Source organism: Legionella stuttgartensis, from assembly GCF_977063405.2.
The window spans coordinates 87,916-103,555 of sequence record NZ_CDRUHA020000082.1; the positions used below are offsets into that span (position 1 = coordinate 87,916).

A 15,640-nucleotide genomic window follows, 5' to 3' on the forward strand; every position below is an offset into this window, starting at 1 on the left:
ACATGAATAAGCGTTTAGTTTCAGTTTTAGCCAATGTCTTTGGTTTACGTGCGGATGAAATAAAAGTTGAATTGACTAAAGCAAATTTAGGAAGTTGGGATTCGCTAAAACAGATGGACTTAGTAGTATCGCTCGAGCGAGAGTTTAATATTGCTTTAGAAATACCTGACATTATTAAAATGGATTCTGTTGGACAAATCATTGACGTTCTCGCAAATAAAGGAGTCGATCTTGGAGCTTAAAGGTGCGATTGCCCTGGTTACCGGGGGTGCAAAAGGACTAGGACTGGCAATCGCTACTTATTTACATGAGTGTGGTACAAAAGTTGTTATCGCGGATCGAGATACCCAGGCTCTAGCGGCTCTGCCCCAAGGTATGGAAGGATATGTTCTGGATGTGACGCATCCCCTCGAAGTAAAAAATGTGATACAAGAGATTATCACCCGCCATGATCGCATTGATATTTTAGTTAATAATGCGGGCGTGATCTTTAGCAAGCCGATGGTGAACATCATGAATTCGCCTGAAATCATGCATGATTATGAGAGCTTTCGTCAGTGCATCACAATGAACTTGGACTCGGTATTCATTATGACCTCTGCGGTAGTCGAGCACATGGTAATGAAAAGAGTAAAAGGAGCCATCGTAAACATTAGTTCAATTAGTGCATGCGGTAATGAGGGACAAATTGCTTACTCTGCCGCAAAAGCAGGAGTTAATGCGATGACTGTCACCCTGTCTAAAGAACTGGGTCGACTGGGTATTCGTTGCAATGCAGTGGCACCAGGTTTTATTGATACCGAATCCACGCGCCAGGCACTTAACGAATCCATAATCAAACACATTCAAGCCAATACCCCACTGCGAACACTGGGGCAGGCAAATAATGTAGCTCAGGCAGTTGCCTCGCTCATCACTAATGATTTTATGAATGGTGTGGTGCTGGATGTTAACGGTGGATTGACCATTTAAATGATCCGATTAGAAAAAAAAGAGTACGCTCCAATATATCAACTTTATTTAAGTAGCCAATTTTTTTTCCCATTAATTGCAGCGGTACTCCTTGATGAACAAGATGGGGTGGTCTATGTTAATGATCAAGGCACCCCCTCCCAAGTTTATGTGGAACATGCTTTTGGGTTTGCTCAAGTATTTGGTAACACTGATCCACTCTTTGAGCATAAATTAGAGCACTATTTACTCCTCGATAAAAATTTTCATTCCGATAAAGTTCGTCTGTATGCTCCTTATGCTCCCGAGTTTATAGTACAACCTCAATACGAGTCGCTGAGATCTTATAGACAACGTTTCGTGCTCGGCGCTGAATATCAAATGGATAAGCCAATCCCCTTGAACCAATCAGACAAGATAAGTTACTCAGAAGTGAATCAAACGAATATTAATCTTATTGAGAGTACATTTGGTTTGGTATCGCGATTTTGGCGGAATGCTAATGATTTCATTCAAAAATCAAATGCTATTGTTATTTTTTATGAGGGAGAAATGGCATCAATATGTTATGGCGCCGCGCAGGCGAATAACTGTACTGAAATCGATGTATTGACCTTAGCTCATTATAGAAATTTAGGGCTTGCAAATAAGGCGGTTGTTTGTTTTATTACTCATTGTTTAGAAGCAGGATTAACTCCCTTGTGGGATTGTTTCACTAATAATTCTGGTTCCATGATGCTCTGTAAGTCAGTAGGTTTTAATGGTATGAATGATCCTTATCTCTTTTTTACCATCAATAAATGAGAGGGTAAAAATGATACAGCGCTCGAAAAAGGACTCTTACGATTTTGAAGAGAAGATATGAATAAATATTACCATAATTTAGGTGTGTTATTTGATGATGTTGTATTAGAGAATGCAACGCAACCCGCTCTTCGTTATCCCGAACAGTCGATTAACTATGCAGAATTAATGGACTGTGCTCAACGATTAGGTGCTTTTTTACTTTCCAAAGAAATGCGGCCTGGTGATGTAGTTGCAATTGGGAGTAGTAAACACTTTTTGACCTATGCACTGATGATCGCATCAATTCGATTAGGTATTGCTTACGTCAACATTGATATTGCAGCACCTTTAGCTCGCAATTTACCTATTCTCCAAGTGAGCCAAGCTGCATTTTTATTCTATGATGATCCGGCTTGCAGCAACCAGATGCACGACTTAGCTAATGCAAGTAAAATTCAAGCGATTGAACTTAAACCGGATATCCTTCCATCAGTTACTCCGAGCGCTCGAGAACAACAAATACAGTTAATGAAAAAAATTGATGGCTCCACTATCGCCTATGTTATGTTCACTTCAGGTTCTACTGGAATTCCTAAGGGTGTTGCGGTAACGCATCAAAATGTACTGCATTTTATCTCTTGGGGTAATCAGTATTTTCAAATAAACAATCACGATAATTTTGCCCATTTAAGTCCCTTGTACTTTGATAATTCAGTCTTTGATTTTTACGTAGGATTATTTTCTGGCGCTTCATTAAGTCCGGTGCCGCGTGAGTTATTGACCAAACCTTATGAACTTGTCACTCATGTAGGCAATATGGAATGCACCATTTGGTTTTCAGTCCCCTCCTTATTAATCTATCTGGTCACCATGAAGGCAATGGAAACCAAAACACTTTTAAAATTACGTCATATTATTTTTGGTGGCGAAGGTTATCCCAAAACAGAATTAAAAAAACTTTATGATTTGTTTTCCAGACAAGCAACATTAGTAAATGTTTATGGACCTACTGAATGTACGTGTATTTGTAGCGCTTATAAGTTAAGTGCGAATGATTTCACACAGCTCAATGGGCTTCCTCCCTTAGGTACCCTCAATCCAAACTTTGACTATCTTATTCTTGATGAACACGATAAGGAAGCGACGGAGGGTGAACTATGTCTTTTAGGACCTAATGTTGCGGCGGGTTATTTTAACGAATTGGAGCGCAGTGCAAAATCGTTTATTACGCTTTCCGAACCACAACGTTTTATGAAACGCATGTATCGCACTGGAGATCTTGTTCAAGAAATAGATGGAGCTTTACATTTTATTGGCCGAAAAGACAACCAGGTGAAACACATGGGGTATCGTATCGAATTAGAGGAAATAGAACATGCTCTGGTAAAGTTTACGCAAATAAATCAAGCGGCTGTTGTTTATCATCGAACCAATGTTGCCTATGGCAAACTGATTGGTTTCGTAGCCAGTGCTGACGATGTTGATGAACAAGCCCTTTTAGTGGATTTAGGTGAATTACTACCAACATATATGATCCCAAGCCGCATTATTGTAAGAAAAGAATTACCTAAAAATCCAAATGGGAAAGTAGATCGCCAACAACTTCTTTTACAATGTGCGGATTAAGAATGAATCGATTAATACAAAAATTTCCGGGCCTATATCAATTCATTCGATACGGTGTTGTCGGCGTGATTAATAATCTCATTGGTTATCTCATTTATTTACTCGTCACTTTTTTTTGGCTTGAACCCAAAGTAGCCATTACTCTTTTTTATCCCATAGGTGCGTTAATAGGTTACTTTAGCCACTTCAAATATTCATTCGCTTACCAAGGAACACATCGGTTTGCCTTAATACGATATGGGATCGCCCATTTTATAGGCTACGGGATCAATTTTATCATGCTGCTACTTCTTGTAGATAAACTTAAGTTTCCGCATCAAGCAATTCAGGGGATCGCTATTTTTGTAGTAGCGTGTGCCTTGTTTCTGATGTTTCGATATTTTGTTTTTCCACAGGTACGTTATCAAAAAGTAAAGCCTCGAAATTTTGAGGTTGTATCGTAAATTAAAGATGAACAGAAAATTACCCTATTATTTGTTCAAATGCCCATTTGAATCTCATCCTTTCCTTGTGAGTCTACTTTTGTTTGGCCAATATATTCACCTAATGCTTAGACCTCTTTGGCTAAAGAATTAGACGCAGAATAAGAAACGGATGCCGGAACTTCTGCTGAGGATTTTTTCCGTTTAAGCCGCATAATGGGTTCTTCAAAATATTTAAATGATAAACCCGAAATACCAATAGTTAGAGCGGCGCATAATACATAAATAAAAGCAACATACCAAGCATTATCATGCGGTACATAATTTCGAATAAACCATATAGTCAAAAATACCACGATGGGATGGAACATATAAATTCCGTATGAAATAGTTCCTAAGTAATTAAATATCTTATTTTCATATTTAAAAAAACTTCGCGGATTACATGAAACATTAAGAATTAACGATAAAAATACGAAAGGGACAAAGGATGCTTCAATGAAGTGGGATACACCCTTAGTGTTACAATAGATTAACCAAGCAATGGATATATAAGTACATAGTTGTGTCACGGGATTAAAAATAATATTTAGTACTCTTTTTTTCTGGGTAAACAATAGCCATGCCCCTAATGCACCAACGGCCATATTTTCAATTGGGAAAAGGCGAACAAGAAATCTCGCAAATAACGTCGTGAATTGATTTGAATAAATATGAGCAATAAATGAGGGTAAAACAAATAATTCCAAAACTAATTTTATTAGAATAAATAAAACAATCATCACCAGTATCGATCGTCTGAATCGGATAAGAAGTAACGGCCATATTAAATAAAATTCATTTTCAACACCCAAAGACCAGATATGAGAGGCTCCATTCACAATATTGTCTACTAACCCAGCAATATTAGGAATAAATAATAGAAGTAGAAATGTTGATAGCGGATGAATGGGTTCATGGTATGAGGGAATCAATCCATAAAAAACTAAAAACATTAGAAAACTTAGCCCTACTATTAAGATCTGTAAGGGGGCTATACGTAATATACGACCACGGTAAAATTTTTTTAAATTAATTTGATCAGTCTGGTTTTGTTCTTCGAGTAGACGGTAGGTAATTAGAAAACCACTCAATACAAAAAATAGTAATACAGCCTCATGTCCGGATAATAATAAATGATTATATTTAGCAGCATTTTGAAAACCAAATAGGCTTAAAAACACTCCTGTATGCTGAATAAATACACATATTGCAGCAATAGCCCGCAACCCATTAAGCCCTGGAAAAAAGCGATGTTGTCCTTGTATCTTCATTGATATTCCATAACTGTTGATTATTTTTTATATACATTATTAAACATCTTGCTCTGTGAAAACGGTAACCGTTTCAAATCATAATAAAAGAGATGTTTGTCGAATAAAAAAACTTCCCAACAAAAAACATCCCGATAAAAAATGAACACCGAATACCGTGTAGGCCACTTTAGCTTTCCAATCTATGGGTTGATTCAAAAGACAGACTGCCGAAAATAAGAATAAAATATAACACGATGAAATTAATCCCCAGCCGTAATTACCGTTAGCCCAGTTAGGATATTCGGCTAGAAAAGAAAAAGAAGCTACTGCCAAAAGGAATGTAAGCCAAGCTAAAGTTAAGTAAAAATCAATTTTATTAAAATAAAAGAACAGTACACATAACGGAAATGCAATTGATAAAATTAGTGAGATCATTATATGTGGGGAAAAATGCGACCAGACTAAAAAAGGGGCAATTATTGTTTTAGAATTGTGTAAAGGAACACTGCTATCTACAAAAGTAAAATACCATTGGTATAGTAAAATGAGGATCGAGGGAATGGCAACCAAAGCGCATTTAACAAATGCTCTAAAATAATGGTATGACTTCAGGTTTAAAATCAAAATAGTCATACATAAAATCGGTAAATAAGCCAAAGAATAATTTGGTTTGCACAATATACTGATGAGACTAAGAACACCCATTATCAGAAATGAAGTTAAACGTTCTGAGCGGATCTCTTTAACGGAATAATAAAATAGTAATAAATTAAAAGGCATAGCCAAAATCAAAGTAGAATTATGCCACTGATTAGGTACAATATTCCCAATCACAACATGATAATTATTTATGCAAACTGGCACTTCTTTACAATTATAATAACTAAGTACTGGCATAACAAAGATTAAGCCCAAACAAATTAAAGCACATACTTTTGGTGGGGCAGGACAATTATTCTGTAAAATTTGATAAGAAATAATATACTTAGCGGCTGTCAGCAGGGCAAGCATCAGAATTGATGCGTAAGCAATATGAGCATACTGCTCTGAAAAACCACTTACAATATAAATCAGCCTGTACCAAAGCGAGTACACTGGAAAATGATGTGTTGTAGCTGCATCTACAACAGCTTGTGCATGCACATGTAGGTCACTTACCCAATGAATATTGCTTCCTTGCCAAACTGCAAACAAAAAGGCACAGTAAAATACTAAAATGCTAACCATGAATATGATAAAAAAACCGAAATACAGATCTTTATTCTTTAAAACTGGAGAAGTACAAACCAATCCGTTGGCACGATAATTCATAAACTATCCTGAATTTCTAGATGATGAGAAAACGCTCTACTCTAACATAAGTAACAAGAATCCCACAAAAAATAATCACAGTCCGACTTTATATTTGGTTCTGGGATTTTAAATATATGTGTGACAAAATACGTTTTAGGCAATTTTTTAGCATAAGTACTGAAAGGCTTTAAGGATTTTATGAACGACATCGGATTCAATCGACCATACAAAACTGGTAAAGAGTTGCAATATATAGCAGAGTCTCACCTTAATAACCAGCTTTCTGGAGATGGACTGTTTACCAAACGTTGCCATACCTGGCTTCAAGAACAGACCGGCAGCTCCAAAGCCCTGCTAACTCATTCCTGCACGGCCGCGTTAGAGATGGCCGCTTTATTACTGGATATAAATCCTGGTGATGAAATCATCATGCCCTCTTATACGTTTGTATCCACCGCCAATGCATTTGTGTTACAAGGAGGAAAACCGGTCTTTGTTGATATCCGTGAGGATACACTGAACCTTAATGAGAACCTTATTGAAGCGGCCATTACGTCACGAACTAAAGCAATAGTCCCGGTGCATTATGCCGGTGTTGCCTGTGAGATGGATGCCATCATGGATATTGCTAAGCAATATGGTTTAATGGTGATTGAAGATGCTGCCCAAGGAGTAATGGCGAACTATAAGGGTAAAACTTTAGGGGGTATTGGTGACCTGGGTGCATATAGCTTTCATGAGACTAAAAATATCATCTCTGGAGAAGGTGGCGCTCTTTTAGTAAATAACCCAGATATGGTTATGCGAGCAGAGATCATTCGTGAAAAAGGAACCAATCGCAGTCGATTTCTCCGTGGAGAAGTTGACAAATACACTTGGCAAGATGTTGGCTCATCCTTTCTACCAAGCGATATGATTGCGGCATTTCTTTGGGCTCAGCTTGAAGATGCAGAACACATTACCCAACAACGTTTAGGGGTTTGGAACTATTATCACCAGCTTCTTGAGCCATTAGAGACAGCAGGTATTCTTCGTCGCCCTATAGTGCCCGCTCATTGTCAACATAATGCACATATTTACTATGTACTTCTCTCTCCTGGAACCAACCGCCATACAATTCTTGCTAAGCTCAAAGAAAAAGGTATTTATGCGACATCCCATTATGTGCCATTACACTCCTCACAAGCAGGTCAGCGCTTCGGTACAACCCATGGGAACTTGACTCTTAGCGATTCGCTCTCGGAGAGAATACTTAGATTACCATTATGGATTGGCCTAACATCTGCTCAACAGGAGATGATTGTTGAGCAGCTTCGTTATGCTATAAATAATTAAGTTTTAAGTGTTCCAGATACCATTGAACAGTCTTTCTTATCCCTGTTTCAAATGACTCTTGAGGTTTCCAGTTCAATTGTCTGGTTATCTTGGTCGCGTCAATGGCATATCGTTTGTCGTGACCCGGTCTGTCTTCTGTAAATGTAATTAAATCTTTAAATCGAAATCGACTAGATCCCTTCATTTCTTCTAAAGCATCACAAATAGCGTGTACAACCTGGATATTTTGTAATTCGTTATAACCTCCAATATTATAAGTCTCTCCCACTATTCCACAACTCACAACTTCTAATAACGCTTTAACATGGTCCTCAACATACAACCAATCTCGTATTTGATTTCCTTTCCCATAGATAGGAATAGGTTGTCCCGTAAGTGCATTTTGAATTGTTTGCGGGATTAGTTTTTCTGGATGCTGGAACGGTCCATAGTTATTGGAACAATTAGTAATCAGGACAGGTAAACCATAAGTTTTATGCCACGCGCGAACCAGATGATCGGAACTTGCCTTACTTGCAGAGTAAGGTGAACTTGGTGCATATTTCGAATTTTCGCTGAATAAAGGTAACTCTATATTGGAGCTTTGGTGATCCTCTGGATGAGGTAAATCACCATAAACTTCATCCGTAGAAATATGGTGAAAACGAAAACTATTCTTTTTATCTGGTGTCAAAGTTTCCCAATATTCTCTTGCTTGCTCCAGTAAATTATAAGTACCCACTATGTTGGTTTGAATAAATTGAATGGGGGTTTTTATGGAGCGATCCACATGAGATTCTGCAGCCAAATGCATGATAATGTCTGGCTTAAATTGAGTGAAAATTCGTTTTATCGCAGACTCATCACAGATATTTTCATGTTCGAATCGGTAACGAGGATGATTCTTTACTGAATAAAGAGCCGCGGGGTTAGCTGCATACGTTAAAGCATCGATATTAGTGACAAAGTGCTCAGTATGATGGATCACATGTCTAATAAGCGCAGAACCAATAAATCCACTACCTCCAGTGACTAAAATCCTTTTATTGTTTGACATGAGTGAACCAATTTTTTAAAAGTAAATGATACAATTCTACAGTTAAAAGAAGTTCAATTGAAAGCTTAAACTGCTATTAAAGGTAGCCTGGGTGCACAGTTCAAGAGATCACTTTTAATTACGCTGCTTTTTCTTCATGTGGCACGATAACTATTTTTTTATTAATGCTGCCATCGGTAATTGTTCGACCAATTTTTTGATTATTATACAGGGTAAACGCATGGTCTTTATCAATATTTTTGAGCAATACTTCATTTTCAGCGAGATAGGATAAAACATAACGGAACAGATTATGGGACGATTTTATACGGCTGTTATATTTTCCATCATATCCGTCACCCCATAAAATTGATAAAAACGCCCCTTGTCGTTCGATAACATCTTCTGGATTTTGGATCCCCTCTCGAGTACATTGTTTAAAAATATAGGGACCATGATCGCCTGCAATAATAATTATCGCGTTCTTATCTCTCGCGCGAATTGTATCCACCATAGCCAATACAAATTGTGACGTAGATGTGATTCGTTGACTGTATTTTTGTATTTCTTCTGCTTCATTACAATGATTAATTGTCTCAGAATTAGTGTCTGAATGAGCAGGAAAAGTAAAGGCATGGATATAAGTAAAATTAGGATGGTCTAGATTCAATTGCTTTAATTTTTGAATGGTTTCTGTAATGAACGCATTTCTGTCATTATAGGCAAGCTCGTTTGGGTCAAAGAATAAAACCTTTTTTTCTTCTTTAAATAAAGCACTAACATTTATAGGAGATAAAAAACTAATTATTGATAAAACCTTTTCTTTGATGCTGCTAAGAGAAGGTCTTAATTTATTGGTAACATTAAAATAGCAAAGGTCTGCTGAACAATTATCTAATAAAAATACGTCCAACTCATGCATGATATTTATTTTATAACCATTATCTCTAAAAATATCGTACAATTTTCCATCATTTAATATGTGACGCAAACGTAAAATAGGATCCACCTGATACCCATGTAGCTCTTGATATTTATAGCTTAGGTTAAAATACGTAAATAAAGCATATTGGGTTGCTTGCAAGGAAGTATAGAAATCCGGGTAATGAACGAACCCTTTTTGTTCTAATTCGCCAAGAAATTGATGATGATCATTTTTTATGCCCAACGTCTTTAAACCATTAATACTAGTTAAGCTGTCTGTCAGGATAAAATATATATTCTTTTTATTTTTTAATACGATTTGTGCTTGATTGTTGCTCTTTTCTTTAGAAGCCTCAAAAGTTAATTTTGGCGTAATAATTTTCCCTAAATTAAAAAGATTAAGAATCAAAAAAATCATAACAAACATTTTTCCCTGCTTTTCAAATAGAAAAAATCCCAGGCAAAAAAATGCTGCACCAAAAAAAGAATAAAGAAGCCATTTTGAATAAACCGAATTATTTTGCAAATAAACCAAATAAGGTAACTCTGGATTATTAAAAACAGAATGCCTCATCATGATTAAAAACAATATCAGCAAGATTCCATAGGTTATTTTTAAACTCAGGTGCTCATTAATTCTCAAGACATTTTCGAGAAGAAACTTTGAGAATAAAAGTCCAATTCCATTTACAAATAATAAAATTAAAAATGAGATAAATATCTCAAATAGAGAAAAACTATTAAAGTTATTTGATGCATAAAACAGTAAAGGGTAAAGAAGCACCAGTAACATTAGTGCATATAAGTTCGAGCTTTTTTTCAAAAAATTGCTCATGATCTTAAGAGTTCACTGCTTTGAGTAAATACAACGTTCGGTGAGAATTTTGGATTTGTTTTTTATTTAAAATATCAAAATTTTTCAAACATTCTTCTTCAAAAGCCTGTTGATTATAAAATGCAAATAAATGTTCAAAACCTCTTTTACGAGCCAATAACTCCTTAACCCAAGAGTCTTCAGGAGAAATGAATTCAATAATTAAATAATTAGACATTTTTTTGAAATAATTTAACACCATTGAGAACGTACAATTATTCGATATGCACAAATGATGAATCAATGCCAATGCCATAATGCAATTAATTTCTTTATTGATAATGCGGCTTGAAAAAGAATCTCTCTCTTGATTATCAAATCCAATACTCGGAGTGGGATTAGTAATATCAATCACTAAAGGAATTATGGAAGAGACATTGGTTGCCCTGTTGATTAAATAATTTTGATCAACCGCTATAGGATCGATATCGGTACTAATAACTAAATCCTTTCCTTCAGCTATTAACCTTGAAAAATGACCATTATTTCCGCCCACATCCCAGATTGTTTTCGCTTCAATAAGCGATATCCATTGAGAAATAATTTCATTTTTTTCTTTAAATGCATCTTCAGAATAATTAGTTATTTGATAATAATTGCTCCATTCAGTCTTTTTTTCCAAATAAGTTAAAGACTTGATAAAGCTTTCCATGTAGTTTAACAAACCGATCAGTTTGGATTTACTCAAGGATCTAACGTTTTCCGATTCTACAGAAGTATTATTAAATCGCTTAAGATTTTTAGCATGTAAATGCACATTTAATTTAATAAATGGTGAGAAATGAGTACTCATGGGAAGCATGCTGCTCACCAAGTCTAAAGGAAATCCATCGATGTAATTGCTTAATGCCTTAGAAAAATTAAGCGATTTATATTTCATTAAGAGTAAAGGCGCTAAAAAATGACGACAGAATTGCCCATATGCTCCCCAAGGTTGATTTTCCTTATAAAACTCAAAAGACAAGGTATCAATGAAAATTGGCTTTCCATTTAATAACTGAATATTAAAACTGGAAGCATCTTTTAGGCACATACCATAAGATAAAGCACGTTTTGCAATATCTAAAGTTAACAAAGCAGCCTCTTTCAATAAATGAAATGGCCATTCATAAGGGTACGTAATAAATGGTATTTCTTGGGGATTAATAATAATCCTCTGTTCTGAATTCTCTACGAGTTGATGGCTGATGAGCTTATTACTTTCACAGAGTTCAGCATATAAACCACTTTCCATTAAGTGCGAATATTGTTGAAAATACACAGGGAAAATAATTCGCTGGATTTTTTTTAGTTCATTATTAAATAACACAAAACCACTTGGGTCGCGGAATGAAGAAGGAACCTGAGTGGCTGCTTGTGGAATCTCCATGATTTACATCCAAAAATTAAGAGTTTTCAATTTCCTTTTTAGGAGCGGGTTGTTTTTTTGAGAATAATTTGCGAAAAAACGCCAGAACCAATTCTTTGATTCGATTAAAGAACATAGCGACCACGCCAAAAAATGCAACAAGTGATTGGATCAATAAACTTCCAGTTCCATAATCAAAATAAGCATAAGCACCTTTAATGACAAGAAGATTCAATATCATTACTTGAGTGATCAAAAACATTACTTTTTTTATTTTACTTATCTTAAATGCTTGCATTATTGACTAACTATACTTTTAAAAAACGCTACTTTAGCTTTGGCTTCTTCTTTTGTCAAACAAATAAACTTTCAATGTAACGTCAACTATGGGATCTCATAGTTCATTCCATCCGGAAAATCTTTTACTGTTTAAGCCTTGTAAGAAATAGTTCAAAAATTTATGATCTATTGACCCTTCTAAGTATAGGACTACTGGAGAGATTATTGTGCTTAAGCGTATTTTCGATATTATCTTATCAGGTGCATTATTAATAATGTTCATGCCGATATTAGTTATTGTTGCATTATTAATACGTTATCATCTAGGCTCACCGATCTTTTTTTATCAAAATCGTCCAGGATTACATGGAAAAACATTTCGACTGATCAAGTTTAGAACAATGAAGGATTCATTTAATAAAAATGGCGAATTATTACCCGATAAAGATCGCGTCACTCACTTGGGTCATGTTTTAAGAGCGTGTAGCTTGGATGAATTACCCCAGTTATGGAATGTTTTTAAAGGTGAAATGAGCTTTGTAGGTCCTAGACCTCTATTAATCGAATACCTCTCCCTTTATAATAGCGAGCAAAAAAGACGTCATGATGTAAAACCTGGCATTACTGGTTTAGCTCAAGTTAATGGCCGTAATACCCTAAATTGGGAAGGAAAATTTGCATTAGACTTATGGTATGTGGATCATCAGTCTTTTTATTTGGATATTAAAATTTTAATGATGACCATAAAAAAAGTATTGATGCGAGAAGGAATTACAGGTCAAGGGAGTGTCACCAACGAAAAATTTACAGGTAATAATCCATGAAATCTCTTGCTGTTCTTGGTGCTGGTGGACATGCTAAAGTTGTTGCTGATGCAGCTCTGTGTTCAGGTTGGCAGAATATTGTTTTTTTTGATGACCGGTGGCCGAACATTGACCGAGTTGGGGCATGGAAGATTAATGGGAATACTCAATCCTTTCTATCCCAGGCCTCTGAATTTGATGGCCTAATTGTTGCAATCGGCGATAATTCCATTCGCATGGAAAAAATGACGTATTTTTTAAATGAAAAAATTCCATTAGCTACAATTATTCATCCCTCAGCAATAATAAGTCCTTCAGCTAAAATAGCAGAAGGAACAGTCGTTTTTGCCAGAGCAGTATTAAATCCTGATTGCACGATTGGGGCCGGCACGATTATTAATACAGGGGCAATTATTGAGCATGACTGCACTATTGGGCATGCAGTACACATTTCGCCTGGAGTCAGTTTAGCAGGGAATGTGAGTGTAGGTAATTTAAGTTGGATTGGTATTGGCTCTTGTGTACGACAATGTATTAAAATTGGCTCAGAAGTAATGGTAGGGGCAGGTTCGGCTGTCGTTAATGACTTACCAGACTATTGTACCGCATTTGGCGTACCCGCAAAAATTTATAAAAAAAATTCAAAGGATTAAATATGTTAAATACAGCATTTTCACCCTGGCCTAGTTACTCTGAAGAAGAAGCAGAGCGAATTCATCAAGTTCTTCTCTCAAATAAGGTAAATTATTGGACTGGAAATGAATGCAGGGAATTTGAAAAGGAATTTGCTGCTTGGGTAGGAACAAAGCATGCTGTAGCATTAGCAAATGGCACTGTGGCACTTGATGTCGCCTTAAAAGCGATTGACATAAAAGCAGGGGACGAAGTCATTGTGACCTCTAGAACCTTCATCGCTTCTGCTTCATCTATAGTAACTTGCGGTGGCACTCCTGTATTTGCAGATGTTGACGAAAACAGTCAAAATATTACCGCCGAGAGTATTCGTGCTGTGGTTACTCCAAAGACTAAAGCAATAATCTGCGTTCATCTTGCGGGCTGGCCTTGTGATATGGATCCAATCCTTGAGTTAGCAGAAGAATTTAATTTATATATTATTGAAGATTGTGCCCAAGCTCATGGGGCTCAATATAAAGGTCGTTCAGTTGGTTCAATAGGCCATATAGGCGCCTGGTCATTCTGCCAAGATAAAATTATGACTACTGGCGGTGAAGGAGGCATGGTCACAACCAATGATGAACAACTCTGGTCATCCATGTGGTCGTATAAAGATCACGGAAAATCTTGGGATGCCATATATAATGAGCCTATTGAACCTGGTTTTCGTTGGGTACATCGAAGCTTTGGTATGAATGGGCGAATGATTGAAATTCAAGCCGTTATCGGACGCTTACAACTCAAAAAAATGCCCACATGGCAGCAACAACGACTAGGGAACTTAAAACAAATCTATGAAGTAGCATCAACTTTAAAAGGATTAAGAGTTCCTCAGATTCCTGATGAAATTGTTCATGCAGCTTACAAATGTTATGTATTTGTAGAGGAAAGCCAGCTGGCCGAAGGCTGGGATCGTGATCGCATTATAAAAGAAATTAATGCGCGCGGGGTTCCTTGTTATCAAGGTTCCTGTTCGGAAGTTTATTTAGAAAAAGCGTTTGATAATACGGGTTGGCGTCCACATAACAGACTACCCGTAGCATCCAAATTAGGTGAAACCAGCTTGATGTTTTTAGTACATCCAAGTTTATTAAAATCAGAAATTGATAAAACCTGCCAAGTTCTTACTGAAGTGATGGAACAAGCAACCCAGGTGTAAGGTGTATGGTGTATGAACGAATTAACTGAAACTATTGATATTAATATACCCTCTCATGAAATAAGAAGCAGTCAATTTAAGCTTGCTGCTATTGACTTATTCGATGCCATAAAAAAGTGGAAGCTATGGACCTATTTAGGCTGGAATGACATAAAAATCCGTTATCGAGGTTCCGTATTAGGTCCTTTTTGGATCACGGCGAGTATGCTGGTTATTATTGTAGCTTTTTCAGTGGTATACAGTCAGCTGTTTCATCAATCAATAGCAGATTATGTTCCTTTTTTCACAACCGGATATCTAGTATGGGTTTTGATTTCAGCAGGACTTGCAGAGAGTTGTAACACATTTGTGGAAGCATCTCTGCTTATTAACGAAATCAAGCTGCCCTACATTTTATATGTATTAAGGTTAACTTGGCGTCATGTCATCATATTTTTTCATAATGCCTTAGTCTATTGTGTTGTTATACTTTATTTTCAAGTACCGCTCCATTGGGCGATCCTGTATGTGGTTCCTGGCTTATTTCTAATTATCTTAAATTTAATTTCGGCCGGCTTAATCTTGTCGATATTGGGTACAAAATATCGTGATATTCCTCCCATCATTAATAGCTTAATTCAAGTAATGTTTTTTATTACTCCTATTTCTTGGAATGCAAATTTACTTCCAAACTCCGCCATCATTGTATTCAATCCATTAAATTATTTTATTGATTTAATTAGAATGCCTTTGCTAGGACAAGCTCCTAATTTGGTGACATGGAATACCTGCATTTCAATCACTATAGTTTTATCTTGCATTTCATTTGTCCTGTTTGCTCGATTCAGAAGAAATATTCCTTTTTGGATTTAATTA

16 protein-coding genes are annotated in these 15,640 nt (G+C 36.3%); 10 read left to right on the plus strand and 6 right to left on the minus strand.

Features of this window, described 5'->3' with window-relative positions:
- Nucleotides 1-2: 2 nt before the first annotated feature.
- From ACWTEW_RS28270 to ACWTEW_RS28290, 5 genes are read left to right on the plus strand one after another with little or no spacing between them, the layout of a single operon-like run.
- Nucleotides 3-242: an acyl carrier protein gene (locus tag ACWTEW_RS28270; RefSeq protein WP_454781356.1), complete on the plus strand. Its 240-nt coding sequence runs from the start codon at nt 3-5 to the stop codon at nt 240-242.
- A complete protein-coding gene (locus ACWTEW_RS28275) occupies nt 232-972 on the plus strand; it encodes an SDR family NAD(P)-dependent oxidoreductase (protein WP_454781357.1) in 741 nt (246 codons plus the stop codon). The genes ACWTEW_RS28270 and ACWTEW_RS28275 overlap by 11 nt, the downstream gene beginning before the upstream one ends.
- Complete coding sequence (locus tag ACWTEW_RS28280) at nt 973-1,755, plus strand: GNAT family N-acetyltransferase (RefSeq protein ID WP_454781358.1); 783 nt, start codon at nt 973-975, stop codon at nt 1,753-1,755.
- Between the two features lie 57 nt (nt 1,756-1,812).
- Complete coding sequence (locus ACWTEW_RS28285) at nt 1,813-3,363, plus strand: amino acid adenylation domain-containing protein (RefSeq protein WP_454781359.1); 1,551 nt, start codon at nt 1,813-1,815, stop codon at nt 3,361-3,363.
- Between the two features lie 2 nt (nt 3,364-3,365).
- A complete protein-coding gene (locus ACWTEW_RS28290; protein ID WP_454781360.1) occupies nt 3,366-3,806 on the plus strand; it encodes a GtrA family protein in 441 nt (146 codons plus the stop codon).
- Nucleotides 3,807-3,913: 107 nt separating this feature from the next.
- Here ACWTEW_RS28290 and ACWTEW_RS28295 read toward each other — a convergent pair whose 3' ends face one another.
- On the minus strand, nt 3,914-5,098 hold the full coding sequence (locus tag ACWTEW_RS28295; protein WP_454781361.1) for an acyltransferase family protein: 1,185 nt from the start codon (nt 5,096-5,098) through the stop codon (nt 3,914-3,916).
- A 78-nt stretch (nt 5,099-5,176) separates the two neighbouring features.
- The gene (locus ACWTEW_RS28300; RefSeq protein WP_454781362.1) at nt 5,177-6,391 is read right to left on the minus strand and encodes a hypothetical protein; all 1,215 of its coding nucleotides are present in this window, start codon (nt 6,389-6,391) and stop codon (nt 5,177-5,179) included.
- Nucleotides 6,392-6,571: 180 nt separating this feature from the next.
- Here ACWTEW_RS28300 and rffA point away from each other — a divergent pair, with 180 nt between their 5' ends.
- The gene (rffA, locus tag ACWTEW_RS28305) at nt 6,572-7,708 is read left to right on the plus strand and encodes a dTDP-4-amino-4,6-dideoxygalactose transaminase (RefSeq protein WP_454781363.1); all 1,137 of its coding nucleotides are present in this window, start codon (nt 6,572-6,574) and stop codon (nt 7,706-7,708) included.
- On the opposite strand, the gene rfbB is transcribed toward rffA, so the two are convergent.
- The 4 genes from rfbB to ACWTEW_RS28325 all read right to left on the minus strand — a co-directional run bounded on the left by rfbB (nt 7,695) and on the right by ACWTEW_RS28325 (nt 12,167).
- A complete protein-coding gene (gene rfbB, locus ACWTEW_RS28310) occupies nt 7,695-8,744 on the minus strand; it encodes a dTDP-glucose 4,6-dehydratase (protein ID WP_454781364.1) in 1,050 nt (349 codons plus the stop codon). The genes rffA and rfbB overlap by 14 nt on opposite strands.
- Nucleotides 8,745-8,862: 118 nt before the next feature.
- On the minus strand, nt 8,863-10,224 hold the full coding sequence (locus ACWTEW_RS28315) for a sulfatase-like hydrolase/transferase (RefSeq protein ID WP_454781365.1): 1,362 nt from the start codon (nt 10,222-10,224) through the stop codon (nt 8,863-8,865).
- A gap of 262 nt (nt 10,225-10,486) precedes the next feature.
- Nucleotides 10,487-11,890, minus strand: coding sequence for a class I SAM-dependent methyltransferase (locus ACWTEW_RS28320; RefSeq protein WP_454781366.1), 1,404 nt, complete (start codon nt 11,888-11,890; stop codon nt 10,487-10,489).
- A 16-nt stretch (nt 11,891-11,906) separates the two neighbouring features.
- Nucleotides 11,907-12,167 (minus strand): hypothetical protein, encoded by a 261-nt coding sequence (locus ACWTEW_RS28325; RefSeq protein ID WP_454781367.1) that lies wholly within the window; start codon nt 12,165-12,167, stop codon nt 11,907-11,909.
- Between the two features lie 208 nt (nt 12,168-12,375).
- Here ACWTEW_RS28325 and ACWTEW_RS28330 point away from each other — a divergent pair, with 208 nt between their 5' ends.
- From ACWTEW_RS28330 to ACWTEW_RS28345, 4 genes are read left to right on the plus strand one after another with little or no spacing between them, the layout of a single operon-like run.
- Nucleotides 12,376-12,972, plus strand: a complete 597-nt coding sequence (locus ACWTEW_RS28330; RefSeq protein WP_454781368.1) for a sugar transferase — start codon at nt 12,376-12,378, stop codon at nt 12,970-12,972.
- A complete protein-coding gene (locus ACWTEW_RS28335; RefSeq protein WP_454781369.1) occupies nt 12,969-13,604 on the plus strand; it encodes an acetyltransferase in 636 nt (211 codons plus the stop codon). The genes ACWTEW_RS28330 and ACWTEW_RS28335 overlap by 4 nt, the downstream gene beginning before the upstream one ends.
- A 2-nt stretch (nt 13,605-13,606) precedes the next feature.
- A complete protein-coding gene (locus ACWTEW_RS28340; protein ID WP_454781370.1) occupies nt 13,607-14,785 on the plus strand; it encodes a DegT/DnrJ/EryC1/StrS family aminotransferase in 1,179 nt (392 codons plus the stop codon).
- A gap of 12 nt (nt 14,786-14,797) precedes the next feature.
- Nucleotides 14,798-15,637 (plus strand): ABC transporter permease, encoded by an 840-nt coding sequence (locus ACWTEW_RS28345; RefSeq protein ID WP_454781371.1) that lies wholly within the window; start codon nt 14,798-14,800, stop codon nt 15,635-15,637.
- Nucleotides 15,638-15,640: the final 3 nt, after the last annotated feature.

Coding starts and splice junctions, on each gene's coding strand:
- ACWTEW_RS28335 (WP_454781369.1), top strand. CDS start 12,969: ATGAAATCTCTTGCTGTTCTTGGTGCTGGTGGACATGCTAAAGTTGTT.
- rfbB (WP_454781364.1), bottom strand. CDS start 8,744: ATGTCAAACAATAAAAGGATTTTAGTCACTGGAGGTAGTGGATTTATT.
- ACWTEW_RS28270 (WP_454781356.1), top strand. CDS start 3: ATGAATAAGCGTTTAGTTTCAGTTTTAGCCAATGTCTTTGGTTTACGT.
- ACWTEW_RS28325 (WP_454781367.1), bottom strand. CDS start 12,167: ATGCAAGCATTTAAGATAAGTAAAATAAAAAAAGTAATGTTTTTGATC.
- ACWTEW_RS28315 (WP_454781365.1), bottom strand. CDS start 10,224: ATGATGAGGCATTCTGTTTTTAATAATCCAGAGTTACCTTATTTGGTT.
- ACWTEW_RS28290 (WP_454781360.1), top strand. CDS start 3,366: ATGAATCGATTAATACAAAAATTTCCGGGCCTATATCAATTCATTCGA.
- ACWTEW_RS28280 (WP_454781358.1), top strand. CDS start 973: ATGATCCGATTAGAAAAAAAAGAGTACGCTCCAATATATCAACTTTAT.
- ACWTEW_RS28320 (WP_454781366.1), bottom strand. CDS start 11,890: ATGGAGATTCCACAAGCAGCCACTCAGGTTCCTTCTTCATTCCGCGAC.
- ACWTEW_RS28295 (WP_454781361.1), bottom strand. CDS start 5,098: ATGAAGATACAAGGACAACATCGCTTTTTTCCAGGGCTTAATGGGTTG.
- rffA (WP_454781363.1), top strand. CDS start 6,572: ATGAACGACATCGGATTCAATCGACCATACAAAACTGGTAAAGAGTTG.
- ACWTEW_RS28300 (WP_454781362.1), bottom strand. CDS start 6,391: ATGAATTATCGTGCCAACGGATTGGTTTGTACTTCTCCAGTTTTAAAG.
- ACWTEW_RS28340 (WP_454781370.1), top strand. CDS start 13,607: ATGTTAAATACAGCATTTTCACCCTGGCCTAGTTACTCTGAAGAAGAA.
- ACWTEW_RS28285 (WP_454781359.1), top strand. CDS start 1,813: ATGAATAAATATTACCATAATTTAGGTGTGTTATTTGATGATGTTGTA.
- ACWTEW_RS28345 (WP_454781371.1), top strand. CDS start 14,798: ATGAACGAATTAACTGAAACTATTGATATTAATATACCCTCTCATGAA.